The 21,370-nt window shown below is 36.6% G+C and carries 17 protein-coding genes and 2 tRNA genes; 11 read left to right on the forward strand and 8 right to left on the reverse strand.

Going from position 1 to position 21,370, the window contains the following annotated elements; all coding sequences use genetic code 11:
• Positions 1-43: 43 nt before the first annotated feature.
• Genes secG through miaB form a run of 5 tightly spaced genes read right to left on the reverse strand, consistent with a single transcriptional unit; the run spans position 44 to position 4,678 of the window.
• Entirely contained in the window at positions 44-418 is a 375-nt protein-coding gene (secG, locus tag HX049_RS04175) for a preprotein translocase subunit SecG (protein ID WP_131540279.1), read from the reverse strand.
• A gap of 4 nt (positions 419-422) precedes the next feature.
• Complete coding sequence (locus HX049_RS04180) at positions 423-1,388, reverse strand: tetratricopeptide repeat protein (RefSeq protein WP_286414289.1); 966 nt, start codon at positions 1,386-1,388, stop codon at positions 423-425.
• 19 nt (positions 1,389-1,407) lie between these two features.
• Complete coding sequence (locus tag HX049_RS04185) at positions 1,408-1,911, reverse strand: LptE family protein (RefSeq protein WP_006259656.1); 504 nt, start codon at positions 1,909-1,911, stop codon at positions 1,408-1,410.
• 2 nt (positions 1,912-1,913) lie between these two features.
• Positions 1,914-3,203 (reverse strand): sigma-54 interaction domain-containing protein, encoded by a 1,290-nt coding sequence (locus HX049_RS04190; RefSeq protein WP_131540277.1) that lies wholly within the window; start codon positions 3,201-3,203, stop codon positions 1,914-1,916.
• A 26-nt stretch (positions 3,204-3,229) separates the two neighbouring features.
• A complete protein-coding gene (miaB, locus tag HX049_RS04195) occupies positions 3,230-4,678 on the reverse strand; it encodes a tRNA (N6-isopentenyl adenosine(37)-C2)-methylthiotransferase MiaB (RefSeq protein ID WP_286414290.1) in 1,449 nt (482 codons plus the stop codon).
• Positions 4,679-5,654: 976 nt separating this feature from the next.
• Here miaB and topA point away from each other — a divergent pair.
• From topA to HX049_RS04235, 8 genes are all read left to right on the forward strand, one after another.
• Entirely contained in the window at positions 5,655-8,186 is a 2,532-nt protein-coding gene (topA, locus tag HX049_RS04200; protein ID WP_286414291.1) for a type I DNA topoisomerase, read from the forward strand.
• A 6-nt stretch (positions 8,187-8,192) separates the two neighbouring features.
• Entirely contained in the window at positions 8,193-9,335 is a 1,143-nt protein-coding gene (locus HX049_RS04205; RefSeq protein WP_286414292.1) for a formimidoylglutamase, read from the forward strand.
• A gap of 120 nt (positions 9,336-9,455) precedes the next feature.
• Positions 9,456-10,856 (forward strand): gliding motility lipoprotein GldK, encoded by a 1,401-nt coding sequence (gldK, locus tag HX049_RS04210; protein ID WP_131540273.1) that lies wholly within the window; start codon positions 9,456-9,458, stop codon positions 10,854-10,856.
• Positions 10,857-10,890: 34 nt separating this feature from the next.
• Positions 10,891-11,553, forward strand: coding sequence for a gliding motility protein GldL (gene gldL, locus HX049_RS04215; protein WP_131540272.1), 663 nt, complete (start codon positions 10,891-10,893; stop codon positions 11,551-11,553).
• 28 nt (positions 11,554-11,581) lie between these two features.
• Complete coding sequence (gene gldM / locus HX049_RS04220; protein WP_131540271.1) at positions 11,582-13,144, forward strand: gliding motility protein GldM; 1,563 nt, start codon at positions 11,582-11,584, stop codon at positions 13,142-13,144.
• Between the two features lie 37 nt (positions 13,145-13,181).
• On the forward strand, positions 13,182-14,069 hold the full coding sequence (gene gldN, locus HX049_RS04225; RefSeq protein WP_131540270.1) for a gliding motility protein GldN: 888 nt from the start codon (positions 13,182-13,184) through the stop codon (positions 14,067-14,069).
• A 58-nt stretch (positions 14,070-14,127) separates the two neighbouring features.
• On the forward strand, positions 14,128-15,189 hold the full coding sequence (locus tag HX049_RS04230; protein WP_286414293.1) for an NAD(P)/FAD-dependent oxidoreductase: 1,062 nt from the start codon (positions 14,128-14,130) through the stop codon (positions 15,187-15,189).
• 12 nt (positions 15,190-15,201) lie between these two features.
• On the forward strand, positions 15,202-17,118 hold the full coding sequence (locus tag HX049_RS04235; protein WP_286398691.1) for an ABC-F family ATP-binding cassette domain-containing protein: 1,917 nt from the start codon (positions 15,202-15,204) through the stop codon (positions 17,116-17,118).
• Positions 17,119-17,231: 113 nt separating this feature from the next.
• Here HX049_RS04235 and HX049_RS04240 read toward each other — a convergent pair.
• Positions 17,232-17,304: transfer RNA gene (locus HX049_RS04240), tRNA-Met, on the reverse strand.
• A gap of 332 nt (positions 17,305-17,636) precedes the next feature.
• Between HX049_RS04240 and HX049_RS04245 the strand changes: the two genes are divergently transcribed.
• Positions 17,637-18,077 carry a hypothetical protein gene (locus tag HX049_RS04245; RefSeq protein WP_286414294.1) on the forward strand — a complete coding sequence of 147 codons (441 nt, stop codon included), beginning with the start codon at positions 17,637-17,639 and terminating at the stop codon, positions 18,075-18,077.
• A 34-nt stretch (positions 18,078-18,111) separates the two neighbouring features.
• Here the strand turns inward: HX049_RS04245 and HX049_RS04250 are convergent.
• Together HX049_RS04250 and HX049_RS04255 are read right to left on the reverse strand one after the other, a co-directional pair.
• Positions 18,112-18,184, reverse strand: a tRNA-Met gene (locus HX049_RS04250).
• Positions 18,185-18,260: 76 nt separating this feature from the next.
• A complete protein-coding gene (locus tag HX049_RS04255) occupies positions 18,261-18,917 on the reverse strand; it encodes a CatB-related O-acetyltransferase (RefSeq protein WP_286414296.1) in 657 nt (218 codons plus the stop codon).
• A gap of 156 nt (positions 18,918-19,073) precedes the next feature.
• Here HX049_RS04255 and era point away from each other — a divergent pair, with 156 nt between their 5' ends.
• Positions 19,074-19,961, forward strand: coding sequence for a GTPase Era (era, locus tag HX049_RS04260; RefSeq protein ID WP_006259644.1), 888 nt, complete (start codon positions 19,074-19,076; stop codon positions 19,959-19,961).
• Positions 19,962-20,028: 67 nt separating this feature from the next.
• On the forward strand, positions 20,029-21,339 hold the full coding sequence (gene der / locus HX049_RS04265; protein WP_131540265.1) for a ribosome biogenesis GTPase Der: 1,311 nt from the start codon (positions 20,029-20,031) through the stop codon (positions 21,337-21,339).
• Positions 21,340-21,370: the final 31 nt, after the last annotated feature.

Genomic DNA, 21,370 nt, shown 5'->3' on the forward strand with positions numbered 1-21,370 from the left:
CCAGCTTGACAGCTGGCATCTTGTGTATTGTTTGAAGCTAAAATTATTCAGCTTGATTTTGAGTCTCTTGAGTTGGAGTAGTCTCTTCTGTTGTCACAGGAGCTTCTTGCTTAGCAGGAGCCTCTGGTGTCAGATTTTGAGTAGGTACTACTGCGTTAGGGTCTAATAATTTAGAATCTCCAGCAGCTCCACCACTGAAACTAGTAGATGATAACAGGATTAAGATGATTAATGCTGCACCTAATGTCCAAGTACTTTTATCTAAGAAATCATTTGTATTTTTCACTCCTCCAGCTACAGTAGATCCACCGAAAGATGAGTCTAATCCTCCACCTTTAGGATTCTGTACCATAATTACTACGATTAGTAAAAAACATACAATTGCGATTAAGATTAAAAATATTGTAAATGTGTTCATGGTGTTAACTATTATGTTGTTGTAACGCTTTTATATCTAATATTTGGTTTGCAAAGAAACTACTTTTTTCTGGATATTTCAAAATTAATATTTCATAAGCTTGTATTGCTTTCTGATATTTCTTTTGTTCTAAGTATATTTTTGCCAACGTTTCTGTCATTAAACTACTGTTCTCTTGCACTGAAGTGTCAATGTTTGCAGGGGTTACGGTAGGTTTTTTAGTAGGAACTATCTTTGGATTGGTTTCTATAAATTTATCTATTAATTCTATTTTTTTTTGTTTTTCGATATCTGATTTTTGTTCTAAATCTGTTAAAATAGAATCATTTTCTCTGTCTATCGGCTTTATTCTAGATAATTGTAACCACTCTTGGAAAGACAATTTCTCGTTTTCTGAGAAGTTTAATGGCTTTCCTATTTCTAATTTCTCTTCTAGTTTTTCTATTTCTTGCTGTACAGTCTCTTTTTCTTCTAGTGTAGTTTCGATAGCATCCCCTGTGATAGCCTCTTTAGTCTCAGTAGAGATTTCTGTAGGTGCTTCTTTTACAGGGTCTTGTGCTTCGTCCTTATCATCTATCTCATGGAAGGTGATAGACTGTAATAGGCTTTTAATAGCGGTAGAGGTTAGCTTAGGCTCTGGAGCTTCTTGTATTGTTTCTTCTTCTGTAGGTACTTCGGTCTCCTCCGCAGCTGTAGACTCTGTCATATCTATGACGATAGGAGTATAGGTAACGAACTCTGGAGAAACAATAAAATCAAAAAGAATATCCCTGTCTAATGTATGCGCTGCAGTCCTCTTTAACTCTAGGTTATACTCTGTACTGTTTTGTACATATAAGCTCTTCAGATAAAGACTTCTCACAGACTGAAAGTATGGATACTTCTCTATGAGTTGTTTTAACTGAGGACTGTCACTCTCTTGAATTTGCTGAGGTTGACGGAGCAATATGTCTAATTCGTTTAGAGTCAAGATATTTATTTTTATATAATTACCACTTAGCTAATGATTCATTGAACACATCTTGTGTGATACGCTCATAGATAGTCTCGATAGCTGTGTTAAGACTAGCTCCTGCTAGCTGTACGTTTGCATCATAGTCATAGTAGAATGAGAATCTCTTTTCGAAGTCGTCATCAGGTTTCTTCTTGTTGAAGAAGCGCACATTCACAGACACATATAGTCTGTTCTGAGCTGCTCTCTGATCAGCTGTAGCTGTCATCGGGCTGATACGATATTCTACGATTTCTCCCTCATATACTAAGTCCGCATCAGCATTAGTAAGACTTAAGCTAGTTTGGTTCTGGATAAGATCTTGTAAGGACATTGTGAAGGTACGCTCTATACCAGGCTCTACTAAAGGAGCATTGTTCTGGAATGAGTTTACCTGAAATGAGCTAGCATCTATCTTACCAGTCCCCGTAAAGTTATAATATTTACAGCTAGTAAAAAATAAAGATATGAATATTAGTGCAAATAATTGTTTGATTCTCATGTCTATAAGTCGTATTGTTTTATTTTTCTATACAATGTTCTCTCCGAGATGTTTAGTTCTTTGGCAGCAGCCTTTCTCTTGCCATTATGTCTCTCTAGTGCCAGTTTGATTAGCTTTATCTCTTGATTTGCTAAGTTTAGAGGTTCATCATCTACGGTCTCTGCTTCTAGGTAGTTAGACGTATCTTCATCGTCATCTACAGTCTCGTGAAAACCTAGATTAGCACTAGGAGATACCGGAGTATCCATAGCGATGATGTCTAGATTAGTACTAGGAGGAGCCATCAGTTCTGGTAGCTCAGCCTTCTTGGTACCATAGATTTTTTGGATAAGAGATTTGTTGGTTTCGGATACTGTCCCTTTATCGTGTTGCAGTAGCTCTAGTGTCAGCTTCTTTAGATCAGTTAGGTCACTCTTCATGTCGAATAAGACCTTGTACAATATTTCTCGTTCATTGCTGAAGTCAGACTCTGCCTTAGGGCCATTCACGATAGAAGGTAACTGTCTGTCATGGTTAGGTAAATAACCCTGAAGTACAGGTAGTGAAATATCTCTATTGGTCTCTAATACCGATATCTGCTCTGCTACGTTTCTTAACTGACGGATATTACCATTCCAGCTATAGCGCATAAGGTATGCAGCTGCAGCAGGCTCTAGTTTTATCGGAGGCATCTTATACTTATGTGAGAAGTCAGAAGCAAACTTTCTGAACAGTAGGTGGATATCTTCACCTCTCTCGCGTAGAGGAGGTAAGGTGATCTCTACTGTACTCAGTCTGTAGTATAGGTCTTCTCTAAACTTGCCTTTATGGATAGCATCCATCATATTGACATTAGTCGCTGCGATGATGCGTATATCTGTTTTTTGGACTTTAGAAGAACCTACTTTTATAAATTCTCCATTCTCTAACACACGCAATAGTCTTACCTGAGTAGTCAGAGGTAGTTCTCCCACTTCATCTAAGAAGATTGTACCGCCATTTGCCTCTTCGAAGTAACCTTCACGAGTGCCTATAGCACCCGTAAAAGCCCCTTTTTCGTGTCCGAATAATTCACTGTCTATCGTCCCTTCAGGGATAGCACCACAGTTCACCGCGATGAACTTACCGTGCTTTCGATGAGACATAGAATGTATAATCTTAGGAATACTTTCTTTACCCACACCACTCTCTCCAGTGACTAAGACTGAGATATCAGTAGGAGCTACTTGTATAGCTTTTTCCAATGCACGGTTTAGTTTGACATCGTTACCGATAATTTCGAAGCGTTGTTTTATGACTTGAAGGTTTTCCATTCTTATATTTTAAATATTGCTATTTATTATCCTTGCATAGGAGAGTATCCTACCGCCTTACCGATTAATGTAGCAGAAGTACAGTCAGCGATCTCTACCATCACGAAGTCTCCTACGTTATAGTGTTCCTTAGGGAATACTACTGTAGTGTTCTGAGAGTTACGCCCAGACCACTCGTCTTCATTACGCTTAGACGTTTTCTCGATAAGTACTTCTACCGTTTGACCTACGAAGCGTTTTGTACGCTCAAGGCTGATTTTATTTTGTACAGCGATGATCTCTGTAAGACGACGTTTTTTAACCTCTTCTGGTACATCATCCTCTAACTTACGAGCAGCTAATGTACCTGGTCTCTCAGAGTAGGCGAACATAAATCCGAAGTCATATCTCACGTGTTCCATTAGTGATAATGTATCCTGGTGATCCTCTTCAGTCTCTGTAGGGAATCCTGTGATCATATCTTGTGATAACGAGATATCAGGTATCAGTGCATAGATCTTATCTACTAGCTCGATGTATTCTTCTCTAGTGTGCTGACGGTTCATCTCCTGTAAGATACGTGTACTTCCAGACTGTACTGGTAGGTGGATATACTTACAGATATTCTCGTGTCTAGCGATAGCCTCTATCACCTCGATATGCATATCTTGAGGGTTAGAAGTAGAGAAACGGAAACGCATCTTAGGGAATGTAGTAGCACACTGGTCTAATAGCTGAGCGAAATCTACAGCTGTCGCTTTCTGCATATCGCTAGCTTTATCGAAGTCTTTTTTAAGACCTCCACCATACCATAGGTAGCTATCTACGTTCTGACCTAGTAACGTGATTTCTTTAAACCCTCTTTGTTGTAAGTCTGTGATTTCTTCTATGATACTCTGTGGATCACGGCTACGCTCACGACCTCTAGTGAATGGTACCACGCAGAATGTACACATATTATCACATCCTCTAGTGATAGATACGAATGCTGTCACCCCATTACTCTGTAGACGCACTGGAGAGATATCACCATAAGTCTCATCTTTAGATAAGATCACGTTGATTGCATCTCTACCTTCTTCTACGTCTTTAAGTAAGTTAGGAAGATCTTTATAAGCATCAGGACCTACTACCATGTCCACGATTTTTTCTTCTTCTAAGAATTTTGCTTTAAGACGCTCAGCCATACATCCTAGAACACCTACCTTCATACCAGGGTTCTTTCTTTTTACTTGGTTGTATTGGTCTAAACGTTTGCGAACAGTTTGTTCTGCTTTATCTCTGATCGAACAAGTGTTTACTAACACTAAGTCTGCTTCTTCTAAGTTGTCTGTTGTATTATACCCTTCGTTAGATAGGATAGATGCTACAATCTCACTGTCAGAGAAATTCATTTGACAACCGTAGCTTTCGATGAATAGCTTCTTCTTGTTGTCTTGTTTTTGTTCTAAATGTAAGCTTGTACCTTGTTTATTTTCGTCAATTACCTTTTCCATAAGATACTTTAAGGATGTTTTACTTTAAGGGACAAAGATACTTTTTTTTGTCTAACTGACAAGATGACAGTGTTAGTTTTAAGGTTTTTTTGTAATCCATTTTATTTAGTACCATAGCACATCTTTTTTGCTCATAATCTTTGAGTTGTAATCCTAAGCCGTTGAGCTGATTATTACAGAATGGACACTAATGAACAGATTTGGCGTTTATGGCTCTATAATCCCTTTTTGACCTCGTTTGCACTTTTATTTCGTATTTATTTTCTTGATATTCAGTGTTTAGTGTTGTTTTGGTTTATTTTCGTTCGGAAGTTGTTCGGAGATATTCAGTGTTTACTTGGGATGAGAGGTCTTTTCTAAAAGCGTACCCTATCTCTACCCGAACCATCTACTATCAAAATAAAATGAACCATTAGCTAGATTACGATAGTGATGTAGTGAATAGTGCGATACACTAGTCCAATAAATGAACTAGTGATAGGGTCCATTACTTGTCCCAAAAGTGGGACACTATAGGTGGTCAGGACTTGTCCCACTTTCGGGACAAGTCCTGGACTAGTAGTGGGACACATATATAAAACTATAAACATTAAACAAAAACATATAAATAAAAAGTGATTTTTAAAAAATGGAATTTGTTTGGTTGTTAAACAGAACATTTACTATTGACTTTTTTACTTCTAAAGGTTTAGAAAACTTTAAGCATTGTGCGAAATAAAAGGGGTGTAAAAGTATTGATAGAGGTAAAAATTAAAAAATTTAGAGAATTGTTATTAAATTGTGTAATTTCTTGATTTTGTTTGTAAAAAAAATCAATATATCGGTTTATTACTAGAATGTTGGTTTATTTTACGAATAACTAGGTAATTATTACAATTTTTATATGCTGGCATATTAGTTAAAAGAAGCATTAATAAGTAGTGGCACGGATATATTCAAAAAAATCATATATTTTTGCTTCACAAAATAATGAAGTATGGCAAAGAATTTAGTGATTGTTGAGTCACCTGCAAAGGCAAAAACCATTGAAAAATTTTTAGGACAGGATTATCAGGTAGAGTCTAGCTATGGACATATAGCGGATCTGCCTTCTAAAGAAATAGGAGTAGATGTAGAGAATAACTTTAAGCCTAAATATGAAGTATCGAGTGATAAGAAGGCGGTAGTTAAGAAGTTAAAGGATCTTGCGAAGAAAGCTGAAATGGTTTGGTTAGCATCCGATGAGGACCGCGAGGGAGAGGCTATTGCATGGCACTTAGCGGAAGAACTAAATTTAAAGAGTGAAAACACAAAGCGTATTGTATTCCACGAGATTACAAAAAATGCTATTTTAAAAGCGATAGACAACCCACGTCAGATAGACTATAATCTAGTGAATGCACAGCAGGCACGTCGTGTACTAGATAGATTAGTAGGGTATGAGCTGTCTCCTGTACTGTGGAAAAAAGTAAAAGGAGGACTATCTGCTGGACGTGTACAGTCTGTGGCTGTACGTCTTATCGTAGAGAGAGAAAGAGAGATTAATGACTTTAAGGTAGAGTCATCTTACCATATATCAGCAGAGTTTAAGACTGCTGAAGGAAAAACATTAAAAGCTAAACTGCCTAAGAACTTTGCAACTGAGAAAGAAGCAAGAGACTTTTTAGCAGTTAATATCGGAGCGGCATACAGAGTAGCAGATTTAGAGACTAAACCTGCTAAGAAATCACCTGCAGCTCCATTTACCACTTCTACACTACAACAGGAAGCGGCTAGAAAGCTTCACTACTCAGTAGGTCAGACGATGATGTTAGCACAGCGCTTATACGAGAGCGGACTGATCACGTATATGAGAACGGATAGTGTGAACTTATCTAAAGAGGCGATGAGTGCAGCAGCAGCTGAAATCACGAAGTCTTACGGAGCAGAATATTCTAAACCACGTACTTATACGACTAAGAGCAAGGGAGCCCAAGAGGCGCACGAGGCTATCCGTCCGACGAATATGGCGCTACACAGTGCTCCTGTAGATAGAGATCAGGCTCGTCTATATGATCTGATCTGGAAGCGTACTTTGGCATCTCAGATGAGTGATGCTCAGTTAGAGAGAACGAATGTGCGTATAGAAGCAAATAAGTTTAAAGAGTTATTTGTGGCTACGGGTGAGGTATTGCTTTTTGAAGGATTCTTAAAAGTGTACTTAGAAGGGCATGATGATGAGGATGAAGAAGTAGAAGGAATCTTACCAGCATTGAGAATAGGAGAAGGATTAGAACAAAATGCGTTAGTAGCTACTCAACGCTTTACTAAGCCTGCTGCTAGATATACAGAAGCGTCATTAGTGAAGAAACTAGAGGAGCTAGGTATCGGACGTCCGTCTACTTATGCACCTACTATCTCTACTATTATCGCTAGAACGTATGTGGAAAAAGGGGAGACAGAAGGAAAAGAGCGCAACTATAAGATGATGATGCTTAGAGGTGCTGAGCTAAAAGAGAAGGTACTTACAGAGAAGACTGGATCTGATAAAGGGAAGCTAGTACCTACAGATATCGGTATGATCGTGAATGACTTCTTAGTGAAGAACTTTAAGACAATCTTAGATTATAACTTCACTGCTAAGGTAGAAGAGGACTTCGATGAGATAGCAGCTGGTAATGAGGATTGGGCTAAGATGATGAGAGAGTTCTACAATCACTTCCACCCAACAGTGAAAGATGTAGAAGAGAATGCAGAGCGCGAGTCTGGAGAGCGTATATTAGGTATTGATCCTAAGAGTGGACGTACAGTATTAGTTCGTTTAGCTAAGTTTGGCCCTGTGGCGCAGATCGGTAATCCTGAGGATGAAGAGAAGCAATATGCTAGCCTTACTGCTGAGCAGAACATCGGTACGATTACATTAGAAGAAGCATTAGCATTATTCTTATTACCAAAGGTATTAGGAGAATATAAAGGAGAAGAAGTAGAAGTGAACAACGGTAGATTTGGTCCTTATGTAAGAGTAGGTAAGACATTTATCTCTCTGCCTAAAGGAGAAGAGCCTGCTGATGTGACGCTAGATAGAGCATTAGAATTAATCAAAGAGAAAGAGCAAGCAGATGCTCCTATCGCTACATACCAAGGATTGCCTGTACAGAAAGGGGTGGGACGCTTCGGACCATACTTAAAGTGGAATGGCATTTTTATCAATGTGAATAAGAAGTATAACTTCGACAATCTATCTCAAGCGGATATCAACGAACTAATCGAAGATAAGATCCAGAAAGAGAAGGATAAAGTAATTCACGATTGGGCAGAAGAGGGTATCCGAGTAGAGAAAGCAAGATGGGGTCGTTCTGTAATCTTAAAAGGAAAAACGAAGATAGAGCTAAGTAAGGATGTGGATGCGGCAGCGTTATCTCTAGATGAGGTAAAGGCAATGATCGAAGCAAAGGCTCCTGCTAAAAAGACAGCTGCTAAGAAAACGACAGCCAAAAAAGCAACTACTACAGCTAAGAAAACGGCAACTAAGAAGACGACTAAAAAATAAGAAAGAATGATCTACGAACTGCTAAGACCGATAAATAACGAATTAATCACTTATATAGATGGTTTACAGAGTCAGTGTATAGGGAAGAAAGTAACGTTCTTCTCTGGAGGTTCTTTTGAGAATGAAGGTCGGTATAATATCGCTATTATCGGAATAGGAGATAATCGAGGTAATGGTGCAGGTGTAAGTATAGTAGATATCACTAAAATAAGAAAGGCTTGGTATTCGTTATATCCAGGTAACTGGGGAGTGAATATTATAGACTTAGGTGATGTAGTGGCTGGAGAGAGACTAGAGGATACATACTATTTAGTGAAGGCTCTAGTAGCAGACTTAGTAAAGCAAGGAGTAATTCCTGTATTCGTAGGGGGATCTCAGGATATGACCTATGCGATGTATAGAGCGTATGATGTATTAGAGCAGTCAGTGAATCTTGTGTCTATAGATGCTAAGTTAGACTTATCTAAGACAGAGGGTGATGTAGCGAATAGTTATCTGACGCGTATTATATTAGAAGAACCTACGAATCTGTTTAACTTTTCTAATATCGGATATCAGACTTACTTCAATGCTCAGGAAGAAATAGACTTAATCGCTAGTTTATATTTCGAGGCGTATAGAGTAGGAGAGATATCTGGTAATATAAAATTAGCTGAGCCAGTACTTAGAGACGCAGATATCGTAAGTGTAGATATGACTTCTGTTAAATCTGCTGATTCGGGCAATTTTGACTTCTTTAATCCGAATGGATTTGATGGAAGAGAGATATGTGCCTTAGCTAGATATAGTGGATTGAGTGATAGAGTTTCATCTTTTGGAATATTTAATTATAATAATAATAAAAATGAAACGTTATTAATAGCACAAATGCTTTGGTATTTTGTGGAAGGTGTTAATTACAGATCGAATGAATACCCCTTTGTTAGCAAGGCTAGTTATATGAAGTATATCGTGCCGATAGAGGGATATGACGATTTGATATTCTATAAGAGTGATGTATCTGAACGCTGGTGGATAGAGGCTTCTATAGAAACGATGGATGCTGAGAGAAAAGTATTGTTGCCATGTAGTTATGAAGATTATGAGTTGGCTATTAGTCAAGTTATACCTGAAAGATGGTGGCGAACAATAAAAAAAAGTGTAGTATGAAAATTAATTTAACAAAAATAAATAATTAAGTTAAATTAATTTTTAGCTTTGTTTTGTGAAATAAAAAGAAAAAAAATTACTTGTAAGTATTTATAGTAGTACATAAAAACCTAAAATTATATGAAGAAGATCATTACGTTAGGAGCAGTTTTAGCTTTGATGACCAGTTGTGGAACTGGAGATCGAGGTGAATTGATGCATGGAGAGGCTGGGAAAAGATGGAGCAGTGAGAAACCACAAGGTATGTCGCTTATCCCAGGAGGTACTTTTACCATGGGTCAAGCCAATGAGGATTTCTTAGGAGCCCAAGATGCGCCAACAAAAACAGTTACTATCGGTTCATTTTATATGGATGAAACTGAAATTTCGAATAACCAATACCGCAAATTCGTAGAATGGGTAAAGGATTCAGTTGTTCGAACTAAATTAGCTATTGCAGCTGATGAAATGGGTGTGGCTAAAGAATCTGGAGGTATCGGTGCGTATGCATTCGTAGATGCTGAAGAGGATTTAGAAAGAATGACTCCATACCAACGATATATGTATGAGAACTATTACAGCCTTCAGGTGAGTGATGATATCTACTCTGGTCGTCGTTTAAATAAAAAAGTTCCTTTAATAAAAGATACTAAGAAGTATCCAGATGCTAATTACGTGGAAGTAATGGATTCATTATATATCCCAGCTAGTGAGACATATAATGGAATGACTACTTTCGATAACTCTAAGTTGAAGTTTAAATATTCTTATGTAGATGTAGATGCAGCTACTAGAGATAGATCAACAGAGAACAGAGGAAAGAGAAATAGACACTTAAAAACGGAGACACTATTAATCTATCCTGATACAACACGTTGGATTAAAGAATTCCAATATTCTTACAACGAACCAATGCACAACGATTACTTCTGGCACGAAGCTTTCGGTGATTATCCTGTAGTAGGGGTAAACTGGCACCAAGCTAAAGCATTCGCTGCATGGAGATCAATGTATAAAAACATTTATCTGAAAGATAATAAGATGACTCTTGAGATCAACGAATTCCGTTTACCAATGGAAAGTGAGTGGGAGTACGCTGCTAGAGGTGGTCTAGAAGGAGCTATGTATCCTTGGGGTGGACCTTATGCAACGGATGAGAAAGGATGCTTTATGGCAAACTTTAAACCAACTCGTTTTGACTATGCAGCAGATGGAGCTCTTTATACAGCTAATGTTCGTTCTTACCCTCCTAATGGATATAACTTATACAATATGGCAGGTAACGTAGCAGAGTGGACTAGTTCTACTTATGATGCATCAAGTTACGATCACATGTCAGCTTTAAAGCCTAGAAATAGACCTAGCGAAAGCCCACTAAAAGTAGTAAGAGGTGGTTCTTGGAGAGACCCAGCATATTTCTTACAAGTTGCTACTCGTGATTCTGAGTACGCAGATTCAGCAAGAAGTTACATTGGATTTAGAACAGTACAGTCTGTATCAGGTTCTTTATCACGTGTTAACCAATCAAAAATGGCTCGTTAATAATCAAACAAAAAAATAAAAGAAGAAGAAGGCTATGGCATTATCTAAAAAATTGATGAACTTCTGTTATGGAATGGGAGCTTCAGTAGTAATCATCGGTGCATTATTTAAAATTACGCACATGGAATTTGGACCTTTGAATGGTAACAATATGTTGACTATTGGTCTATTAGTAGAGGCGTTTATTTTTGCAATCTCTGCATTCGAGCCAGTTGATGAGGAATTAGATTGGGCAAAGGTATATCCAGAATTAAAAGATGGGAAAGCTAGAGAAGTAAAAGTGGCTAAGCAAGCTGTTGTAGAGCCTCAAGATACAGAAGGTATGCTTTCTAAAAAATTAGATCAAATGTTGAAAGACGCAAAGATTGACGGAGAGTTAATGAGTAGCTTAGGAAACAGTATTCGCAACTTCGAAGCTGCTTCTAGAGAGATGGGACCTTCTGTGAATTCTGTTGCTTCAACACAAAAATATGCGCAAGAAATGACATTAGCTGCTCAGCAGTTAGAGTCTCTAAATAAAGCTTATAAAGTACAATTAGAAAGCGCAACAGCGAATGCTGAAATCAATAAAGCAGTAGCTGAAAACAATGCTCAGTTAAAAGAGCAAATGCAAGCATTAACAAACAATTTAGCGTCATTAAACAACGTTTATGGTGGAATGCTTTCTGCTATGGGTGGTGGAAGAAATGCTAATTAGTTTATAATTTTAAAATTATTATAAGGTAATGGCTAAACAAAAACTGACCCCAAGACAAAAGATGATTAACCTGATGTACCTGGTGTTTATCGCGATGATGGCACTTCAGGTATCTACAGAGGTTCTATCAGCTTTTGGTGTAGTGAACGAGAAGTTCGAGGCAGCTAATGAAGGTGCAAAAGCAAATAATGAAGGTTTGCTAGGGGCTTTAGAGAAGAAAGCTGAGGAGAACCCAGCTCAATTCGCTGACCCTGCAAAAAAAGCAAAGCAAGTAGAGAAAATTACGCAAGAGTTTTATGACTTTGTGGGTAAATATAAAACTCTAATTACTAGTGAATTTGAAGGAGAACGCACAGAGAATGGTAAACTACCTGCTGAGCGTATGAATAAATCTGATATTATCAATGATGCTTGGTTCACAGGTGATAAATATTCAGCAGAAGGACAAGCTTTTATTGATGGTATTAATAAGTACAAAAAAGCACTTCTTGATATTTTAGAAAAAGATGCTAAGTTCCAACCAATCGTATTAGATATAAATAACAAATTTAATCTAAGCGATGTGAAAGATAGCCAAGGAAAAGATAGAGCTTATTTAAATTATAACTTCTATGGATTCCCAGCTATTGCTTCTTTGACTAAGTTGTCAACAATGCAAAACGATGCGAAGATTGTAGAAGCAGAGATTTATAACAGCTTAATGGGTAATACACTTAGTAAAGCTGCATCTATGAAGAACTATCAGGCTATCGTAGTAGCTGACAAGTCTACTCTTTTTGCTGGTGAAACTTATAAAGGTAGAGTAGTATTAGGTCGTTATGACAAATCAACTGTTCCTACTAAAGTAGTTGTTAATGGTCAAAACATTGATTTGTCTAAATCATTAGTTGATGGACAAGTTAACTTAGGTTTTACTGTTGGTAACGTAGGAGAACACCAAATCGGAGGTAAGTTTACTTTCGTAGAGGACGGTCAGCCAGTAGAGATTGATATTAAGGGAAGTTATGTAGTAGTACCTAAACCAAACTCAGCTAATATATCTGCTGATAAAATGAACGTAGTTTATCGTGGTGTTTCTAACCCTATGACAATTTCGTTTGCTGGTATTGCGAATGATAAAGTACAAGCTTCTGCTCCAGGACTTACAAGTCAAGGAGGTGGTAAATATACATTAAGACCACAAGCAGGAAGAGAAGTAGTTATCAATGTAACAGGAACGTTGCCTGATGGACAAAAAGTATCTGATAGAAAAGTTTTCCGTATTAAAGATATTCCTTCTCCAAGAGGGACAGTACGTGGGGAGTTCAATGCTAAAGGACCTAAGTCTAACTTAGAGATTGTAACTATCGGTGCTAAATTAGAAGACTTTGACTTTGATTTAAATCTTACAGTTACTAGTTTTGTATTGCAAATACCTGGACAACCTAGTATTGTTGTTCCTGGAAATAGAATGAATGAAAGAGCTAAAGCGGCTATCCGTAGAGCTCAGTTAGGTGATGTGGTTGTAATTTCGGATATTAAGGTGCGTTTAGAAGGTGCAGGAGACTATGCTTTGAAAAAAACATCACCATGTACGTTTGAGATTATGTAATTTCACTTAAATTTATAAGAAGAAAATTTTGAAGAATATGAACTGGAAGAATTTTTCACTATATATAGTGTTTACGCTGTTTTCAATAGCATCATTCGCACAGACGAATCTATTGAATGCAAAATCTGCTGCTGATATTGGTATTATGCCAATCTCGGAGATTCTAATCAAAGCAGAAGGACCAATACCTTACGGACACGTTCGTGAGAAAGATATCTTATTTGGTATTAAAGTATGGGAGAATATTTCGTTAGCTGAGAAAGCAAATGAGATGTATCTATATCCTATTGATGAATATTCATCTGAAGGAAAAAAACCTTTGTTCCAAGTTTTAATTGATGGTATTAAATCTGGAGAGATTACTGAAGTTTATGATAATAGTGATTTCAAAAACCAACGTACTTTAAAAGATATTCAAGACTCTTTCGTTAGAATAGATACTACAGATGCTGGTATTGAGTATTACAATGCTGGAGAAGCTATTCCTGAGGAATATATTCAGAAAGTAGAGTTAAGACCTTCTGATGTTAAAGAATATCACATCATGGGTATGTGGTATTTCGATAGAAATGAAGGACAGTTAAAATATAGATTATTAGGTATCGCTCCTGTAGTTGCGGACTTGTATACTAAAGGGTCAGCTAATGAAAACTATGTGGAGTTATTCTGGATATTCTTTGCTGATGCTCGTAATACATTGTTCCAAAACTATGCATTCAATGCTAAGAACCCACTTAATCCGATCAACTTCGATCACTTGTTAAATTCAAGAAGATTTAGTGCTACTATTTATAAAGCAGATAACCAATATGGTAATCGTAAAATTGATGATTATATCAAGAGTAATGATTTAAAACGTTTATTTGAGGCAGAAAGAATTAAAGAATTGATTCGAAACCTTGAAGATGATATGTGGAATTACTAATTTTGTAGTTTCTAATTTATTAAGCTCTTATCTATTAGAATAGATAAGAGCTTTTTTAATGGTTTTAAGTATGGTAGATTATATTGTAGTAGGTACTGGTTTGGCAGGAATCTGTTTTACAGAAAAACTAGCTAAGGAAGGTAAGACCTTTGTAGTGATAGACAATGAGAAGCGCTCTTCTTCACTAATGGCAGGAGGTATGTATAACCCTGTTGTATTAAAGCGTTTCACTGATGTATGGAAGGTTGGAGAACAATTAGAGATAGCTTTGCCTTTTTATACTGAATTAGAAAAGAAATTAGGGGAGAAGTTTATCTTTGCTATGCCTTTGTACAGAAGATTATTATCTGTTGAAGAACAGAATAATTGGTTCCATGCGGCTGATAAACCAAATTTAGAGAAGTATCTATCACCTAAGTTAGTTCGTGATGAAATTAATGGAGTGAAGTCTCCTTTTGGTTTTGGAGAGGTGAACTATACAGGATATGTTGAAACTAAAACCTTGATTAAAGCTTATAGAGCTTATTTGAACGGAATTAATAGCTATAGACAAGAGGACTTTGATTACGATAGTTTGAGCTATACAGATGAGCGAATCACTTATAAGGATATAGTGGCTAAGCATATTGTTTTTGCAGAAGGCTTTGGGATGTTACAGAACCCTTTCTTTAAAGATCTGCCTTTAGACGGTACTAAAGGAGAGGTTCTTTTAGTAAGGATACCTAATCTTAATGTTGATGTTATATTGAAAGCAAATGTGTTTTTAATCCCTGTAGGTAATGATTTATATAAAGTAGGCGCTACTTATGATTGGCAAGATAAAACAGATAATACTACAGCAGAGGGACTAAGTGAGTTATTAGAAGGATTAAGAGATGTTGTTGATTTAGACTTTGAGGTAGTTGCTCATAATGCTGGTGTACGACCTACTGTAAAAGATCGTCGTCCCTTGTTAGGAAGAAGTAGAGAGTCTGCGAGAATTCATGTGTTGAATGGATTGGGAACTAGAGGGGTGTTATTAGGACCTTTCTTGGCAGATAAATTATATAATAATATAGAAAATGCTATGGAGCTAGAGGAGAATATCTCTATTCATAGATATAAGAAGTTTAAATTTTAGTAGAATCTAAGTATGTTAAATATACACAATCTATCAGTTTCTTTTTCGGGTGAATATTTATTTGAGAACGTTACGTTTCGTATAGGTGCAGGAGACCGCGTAGGTCTAGTTGGAAAAAATGGAGCTGGTAAATCGACTATGTTGAAGTTATTATCTGGTGATTTAGAACCAGATACAGGAAGCCTTGCTATGGAGAAAGATCTTCGAATTGGTTTCTTGAGACAGGATATTGATTTTATACCTGGTCGTACTGTGTTAGATGAGGCTTATCAAGCTTTTGAAGAAATTAAGAAAGTAGAAGCTGATTTAGATAAAGTAAATAAGGAGCTGACAGAACGTACAGATTATGAATCTGAAAGTTATAGTGAGCTGATTGAGAAACTGAGTGATTTAACTCATCGTTTTGAAATCATAGGTGGGTATAACTATGTTGGTAATACAGAGCGTGTATTATTAGGTTTAGGTTTTAAGCGTGAGGAGTTTAATAATCAGACTGACACTTTCTCTGGAGGATGGCGTATGCGTATTGAATTAGCTAAGTTGTTATTACAAGATAATGATGTGCTTCTTCTGGATGAGCCTACGAACCACTTGGATATTGAGAGTATCATTTGGTTAGAACAATTCTTAAAGTCTTATGCTGGTGCTGTAGTGATTATTTCGCACGATAAGATGTTCTTAGACAACGTGACTAATCGTACGATAGAAATATCATTAGGAAAGATATATGACTTTAATAAGCCTTATTCACAATACTTAGTATTGCGTGAAGAACTTCGAGAGATGCAATTAGCTGCTCAGAAGAACCAAGCGAAGAAGATAGAAGAGACGGAGAAACTTATCGAAAAGTTTAGATATAAAGCGACTAAGGCCTCTATGGCGCAATCGCTTATTAAGAAATTGGATAAAGTGGAGCGTATCGAAGTAGATGAAGATGATAATGCTGTAATGAATATCTCTTTTCCTGTTAGTATTGATCCTGGTAAAGTTGTTTTAGAGATTGATAAAGTAACGAAGCGTTTCGGTGATAAAGTGATCTTTAAAGATATTGATCTTTTAATTGAACGTGGAACTAAGGTAGCTTTCGTTGGACAAAATGGTCAAGGTAAATCTACATTGATTAAAGCAATTATCAATGAGTTTGAATACGAAGGTAATATTAAGTTGGGACACAATGTCCAAATCGGTTATTTCGCACAGAACCAAGCAGATTATTTAGACGGAGAGAAGACTATCTTAGATACGATGTTAGACGCTGCTACAGATGGTAATCGCGTGAAAGTACGTGATATGCTGGGGTCTTTCTTATTTAGAGGTGATGATGTAGAGAAAAAAGTAAAAGTACTGTCAGGAGGTGAGCGAAATAGACTTGCTTTGTGTAAAATGTTACTTTTACCTATTAATGTCTTGCTGATGGATGAGCCGACGAACCACTTAGATATTAAATCTAAGAACGTACTGAAGAAGGCATTAGAGAACTTTAAAGGAACTTTAGTATTAGTGTCTCACGACCGTGACTTCTTACAAGGACTAACACAGTTCGTTTATGAGTTTAAAGATCAGAAGATAAAAGAATACCTAGGGGATATCAACTATTTCTTAGAGGAGAGAAACGCGCAAAATATGCGTGAAATCGAAAAGAAAACAGTTGTAGAAGATACTAAAAAAACTGTAGTTGAAGAGAAGAAAGCACCTGCGTTGTCTTATGAAGAGCAAAAGAAGCAGAAGTCTTTACAAAATAGATTGAGCAAAATCGAGAGCGAAATATCAGAGCTAGAGAAGAAGATCGCTAAGGATGATGAGCGATTAGCTGTAGATTATGAGAAGTTAATGGCTGACGCAAATTTCTTTAGTGAGTATGAGAAGAAGAAGAAAAAGATTGATGATTTGATGATTGAGTGGGAAGAAATCCACGAACAATTACAATAGATAATAAAAAAGGGATTACATTAAGTAATCCCTTTTTTTATAAAATAGGCGTAATAAAGTTATATTATTTCAAGAAAAAACCACTTCAAGTGATTGAAGTGGCTTTTACTTAGTAGCGGGAACAGGACTCGAACCTGTGACCTTCGGGTTATGAGCCCGACGAGCTGCCTACTGCTCTATCCCGCGCTATTGTGGTACAAATGTACGACCAATATTTGGGTTGACAAAATCAGACAATTGAGTAATACTGTGTTTATCTATTATAATGTTAAATGTTTTTTACTCTTAGGAGTCTTTTTTACTTAATTATTGTTGATAATATATTTTATAGAAGTAATATTACTAGAAGGTTATATTCTTTTTAAGAAACTTGTTTGATAGGTATGTAACTGTTAATTAAAAAAGAGACAGTTTATTTATTTTATGAATATTTTAGTATTTTTGACCGTCTTAGTCAGGGTAATAATAGTACTTATTCTGTTTCTGAGACTTATTATGAATTTATACTTCCCTATTAAATGAAGAATATTGAGAAAACATTTCAGATTATTAGCTACCTACAATACCCTTTTCTATTAATAGCTTTATTCTATAGCTTTAAACCGATCTATGATAAAATAGCTTTAGGTAATATGGATACTTATTTATCGTGTATGAATAGTGCGTTGATGTTTATAGGAATTGGAGTCAGCTTTTCGGCATTGCAGGATTCGACCAAGACACAGAATAATTTCTCTAAACGTATATGGCAGGACAAGAAGAAAGGTGCAATAGCCTTGTATATTATAACGCTTATGTCTGTGCTTTCTTTTGTTGGAGGTGGAGTAGGATACTATTTTGCTGTTTCTAGTGTTTTAGAAGAGATAGCAGTTGGTTTACTTGTATTAGGTATTGGTTTGCTTGGATTGCTAAGTGTTGCTATAAATATGTATAAGTACCAACAAAGTATTATAAAATAAAAAAGCCACTTCGTTAGAAATGGCTTTTACTTAGTAGCGGGAACAGGACTCGAACCTGTGACCTTCGGGTTATGAGCCCGACGAGCTGCCTACTGCTCTATCCCGCGTTATTGTGGTGCAAATATAGAACGAATATTTGGAACTCACAAATGAGTCCCTAAAATAATTCGCTCTATTTTACTTTTATTTTGATTGTAAGCCTTGTGTGTACTTAGAATGAGCTAATTCTAAAGCCTCAATGTTATTGTTGCATAGGTGTTTAAGCAGATGATTTAATTTTTCTTCTGACCAATCATAAATTTTTAATTCCAGTAACTTTTTTATTATTTCTTCTGAGAAGCGCTGTTTTATTGGCTTTGCAGGGTTACCAGCTACGATAGTATACGGTTCGACATCCTTTATGACGACAGCACCCGAAGCGATAATAGCCCCTTCTCCTATGGTAATGCCTGGCATTATCATAGATCGCATACCTAACCATGCGCCATCACCTATCGTAGTGTCTCCTTTTGCTTGATACGCTTCTTGTATCACATCTAGATAAGGGTATAGACTAAACCAATCTGTGCGATGCGTATTATTCCCTCCCATTAAGATAACGACTTCCGCTGCTATACAGACATGGGATCCTATGTATAATTGATCTATATGCCATAGTGGTTCCCAAGTTTGTAGACTGTATTCGTCTCCATATAGGTAACGTACTACACTATCTTCAAAGCTACCTGTCCAGGCATTGCTGTAATAACTTGTTGTTCCCTTGATATGTATGTTAGGATTTTTTACTGTCTCGTGTAGGTATTCTACTTTAGACCAATGTTTTTTGTTCTCTTCTATCATTTGTTCTCTTCTATTTTAAGTATATAACCTCAGATAGGCTAATTGTTTATCTATATTTCAAAAGCTAAATATATATAAAGTGTTGTTATAAATTTTATTTAATTTTTCCTATGTCATTGATATAAGCTACCTTTGCTACCGAAAAAATTAAATAATATGACGCATAAAGCTGGTTACGTTAACATTATTGGTAATCCAAATGTAGGTAAATCAACACTAATGAATGCTTTAGTAGGTGAGAGATTGTCTATCATCACTTCTAAGGCACAGACTACTAGACATAGAATATTAGGGATCGTAAATGGAGATGATTATCAGATCGTTTTCTCAGATACCCCTGGTATTATCAAGCCTGCATACGAATTACAAGAATCAATGATGGACTTCGTTAAATCTGCTTTTGAGGATGCGGACGTATTGATTTATATGGTAGAGATAGGCGAGAGAGAATTAAAAGACGAAGCATTTTTCGCTAGAATTAACAACTCTAAAGTACCTGTAATGTTGCTTCTTAATAAGATAGACAAATCTAATCAAGAACAATTAGAAGAACAAGTAACCCTATGGAGTGAGAAGGTTCCTAATGCTGAGATATTCCCTATATCTGCTTTAGAGAAGTTTAATACCCAGGCTGTATATGATCGTATCATCGAGCTATTGCCAGTATCTCCACCGTATTTCCCTAAAGATGCCCTAACAGATAAGTCAGAGCGTTTCTTCGTGAACGAGATTATTCGTGAGAAGATTTTGCTTAACTATGATAAGGAAGTGCCTTATGCTGTAGAGGTAGAGACAGAGGAGTTTAAAGAAGAAGAGAATATCATTCGTATCAAGGCTGTAATTATGGTAGAGCGCGATAGTCAGAAGGGGATTATCATCGGACATAAAGGGGCTGCTTTAAAGAAAGTAGGGATAACTGCTAGAGAAGAAATGGAACAATTCTTTATGAAGAAAGTACACTTAGAACTATTCGTAAAGGTGAATAAAGATTGGAGATCGAGTGACTATCAATTGCGTCGTTTCGGATATAATCAAAAGAAATAAGGAATAATAAAATAATCATTAAAATATCGCATTGAAATACTAACTTTGCGACATATTTAAAATATTTATGAGTAGTATAGTAGCCATAGTTGGTAGACCAAACGTAGGAAAGTCAACTTTTTTTAATCGATTGATTCAAAGGAGAGATGCCATCGTAGATTCGGTTAGTGGAGTGACACGTGATAGAAACTACGGCAAGTCAGAGTGGAATGGAAGAGAGTTCTCAGTGATTGACACTGGAGGATATATAAAAGGATCTGACGACGTATTTGAAGGAGAGATTAGACGTCAAGTTTCTTTAGCTATTGAAGAGTGTGACGTAGTAATATTTGTAGTAGATGTAGAAGAAGGTATTACACCTATGGATGCTGAAGTAGCTCGTCTATTGCGCAAAGAAACTAAACCTGTCTTTGTCGCTGTGAATAAAGTGGACAGTGCTAAGCGTATGGATGACACATTCGAGTTCTATAACCTTGGTTTAGGGGAGATATATCCTATCGCGGGGATGAGTGGAAGTGGTACTGGAGATCTATTAGATGCTGTAGTAGCTGCATTGCCAGAAGAAGAAGTAAGAGAGACAGAAGAAGAAGAGTTACCACGTTTTTGTGTTGTAGGTCGTCCTAATGCTGGTAAGTCTAGCTTTATCAATGCACTTATTGGTGAAGATCGTTATATTGTTACAGATATTGCTGGTACTACACGTGATGCTATTGATACGCGCTTTACACAGTTTGGCTTTGACTTTAACTTAGTAGATACTGCGGGTATCCGTAGAAAGTCAAAAGTAAAAGAAGATTTAGAGTTTTACTCAGTGATGAGATCTGTGAGAGCTATTGAGCACAGTGATGTATGTATCCTTATGGTAGATGCTACACGTGGGTTCGAAGGACAAGATCAGAATATATTCTGGTTAGCAGAGAAGAATAGAAAAGGAATCGTTATCCTTGTAAACAAATGGGATTTAGTAGAGAAAGATACTATGACTACTAAACAGTTTGAAGATAGAATCCGTGAGGAGATCGCGCCATTTACAGATGTGCCTATTGTCTTTACATCTACAGTGACTAAACAGCGTTTATTAAAAGCGTTAGAGACTGCTGTGGAAGTGTATGAAAATAGAAAAGCGAGAATTTCGACTTCTAAATTTAATGAAGCGATGTTGCCTATCGTAGAGAATACACCACCTCCTGCAATTAAAGGAAAATATATCAAGATAAAATACTGTATGCAATTGCCTACAGCTACACCTCAATTCGTATTTTTTGCTAACTTGCCACAATATATCAAAGACCCTTACAAACGATATATTGAGAATAAGTTAAGAGAAATGTACAACTTCAGTGGTGTGCCTATCGATATTTATTTCCGTCAGAAATAGTAAGTAATATATTCTATATATAACAGCGGTC

This window comes from Myroides odoratimimus (assembly GCF_030326305.1).
In the GTDB taxonomy this organism is placed as follows: Bacteria; Bacteroidota; Bacteroidia; order Flavobacteriales; family Flavobacteriaceae; genus Flavobacterium; species Flavobacterium odoratimimum_A.

Bases quoted from the DNA above. Each gene is read 5' to 3' on its own strand.
- secG (WP_131540279.1), bottom strand. From the start codon at position 418: ATGAACACATTTACAATATTTTTAATCTTAATCGCAATTGTATGTTTT.
- HX049_RS04185 (WP_006259656.1), bottom strand. From the start codon at position 1,911: ATGAGAATCAAACAATTATTTGCACTAATATTCATATCTTTATTTTTT.
- HX049_RS04190 (WP_131540277.1), bottom strand. From the start codon at position 3,203: ATGGAAAACCTTCAAGTCATAAAACAACGCTTCGAAATTATCGGTAAC.
- miaB (WP_286414290.1), bottom strand. From the start codon at position 4,678: ATGGAAAAGGTAATTGACGAAAATAAACAAGGTACAAGCTTACATTTA.
- topA (WP_286414291.1), top strand. From the start codon at position 5,655: ATGGCAAAGAATTTAGTGATTGTTGAGTCACCTGCAAAGGCAAAAACC.
- HX049_RS04205 (WP_286414292.1), top strand. From the start codon at position 8,193: ATGATCTACGAACTGCTAAGACCGATAAATAACGAATTAATCACTTAT.
- gldK (WP_131540273.1), top strand. From the start codon at position 9,456: ATGAAGAAGATCATTACGTTAGGAGCAGTTTTAGCTTTGATGACCAGT.
- gldL (WP_131540272.1), top strand. From the start codon at position 10,891: ATGGCATTATCTAAAAAATTGATGAACTTCTGTTATGGAATGGGAGCT.
- gldM (WP_131540271.1), top strand. From the start codon at position 11,582: ATGGCTAAACAAAAACTGACCCCAAGACAAAAGATGATTAACCTGATG.
- gldN (WP_131540270.1), top strand. From the start codon at position 13,182: ATGAACTGGAAGAATTTTTCACTATATATAGTGTTTACGCTGTTTTCA.
- HX049_RS04230 (WP_286414293.1), top strand. From the start codon at position 14,128: ATGGTTTTAAGTATGGTAGATTATATTGTAGTAGGTACTGGTTTGGCA.
- HX049_RS04235 (WP_286398691.1), top strand. From the start codon at position 15,202: ATGTTAAATATACACAATCTATCAGTTTCTTTTTCGGGTGAATATTTA.
- HX049_RS04245 (WP_286414294.1), top strand. From the start codon at position 17,637: ATGAAGAATATTGAGAAAACATTTCAGATTATTAGCTACCTACAATAC.
- HX049_RS04255 (WP_286414296.1), bottom strand. From the start codon at position 18,917: ATGATAGAAGAGAACAAAAAACATTGGTCTAAAGTAGAATACCTACAC.
- era (WP_006259644.1), top strand. From the start codon at position 19,074: ATGACGCATAAAGCTGGTTACGTTAACATTATTGGTAATCCAAATGTA.
- der (WP_131540265.1), top strand. From the start codon at position 20,029: ATGAGTAGTATAGTAGCCATAGTTGGTAGACCAAACGTAGGAAAGTCA.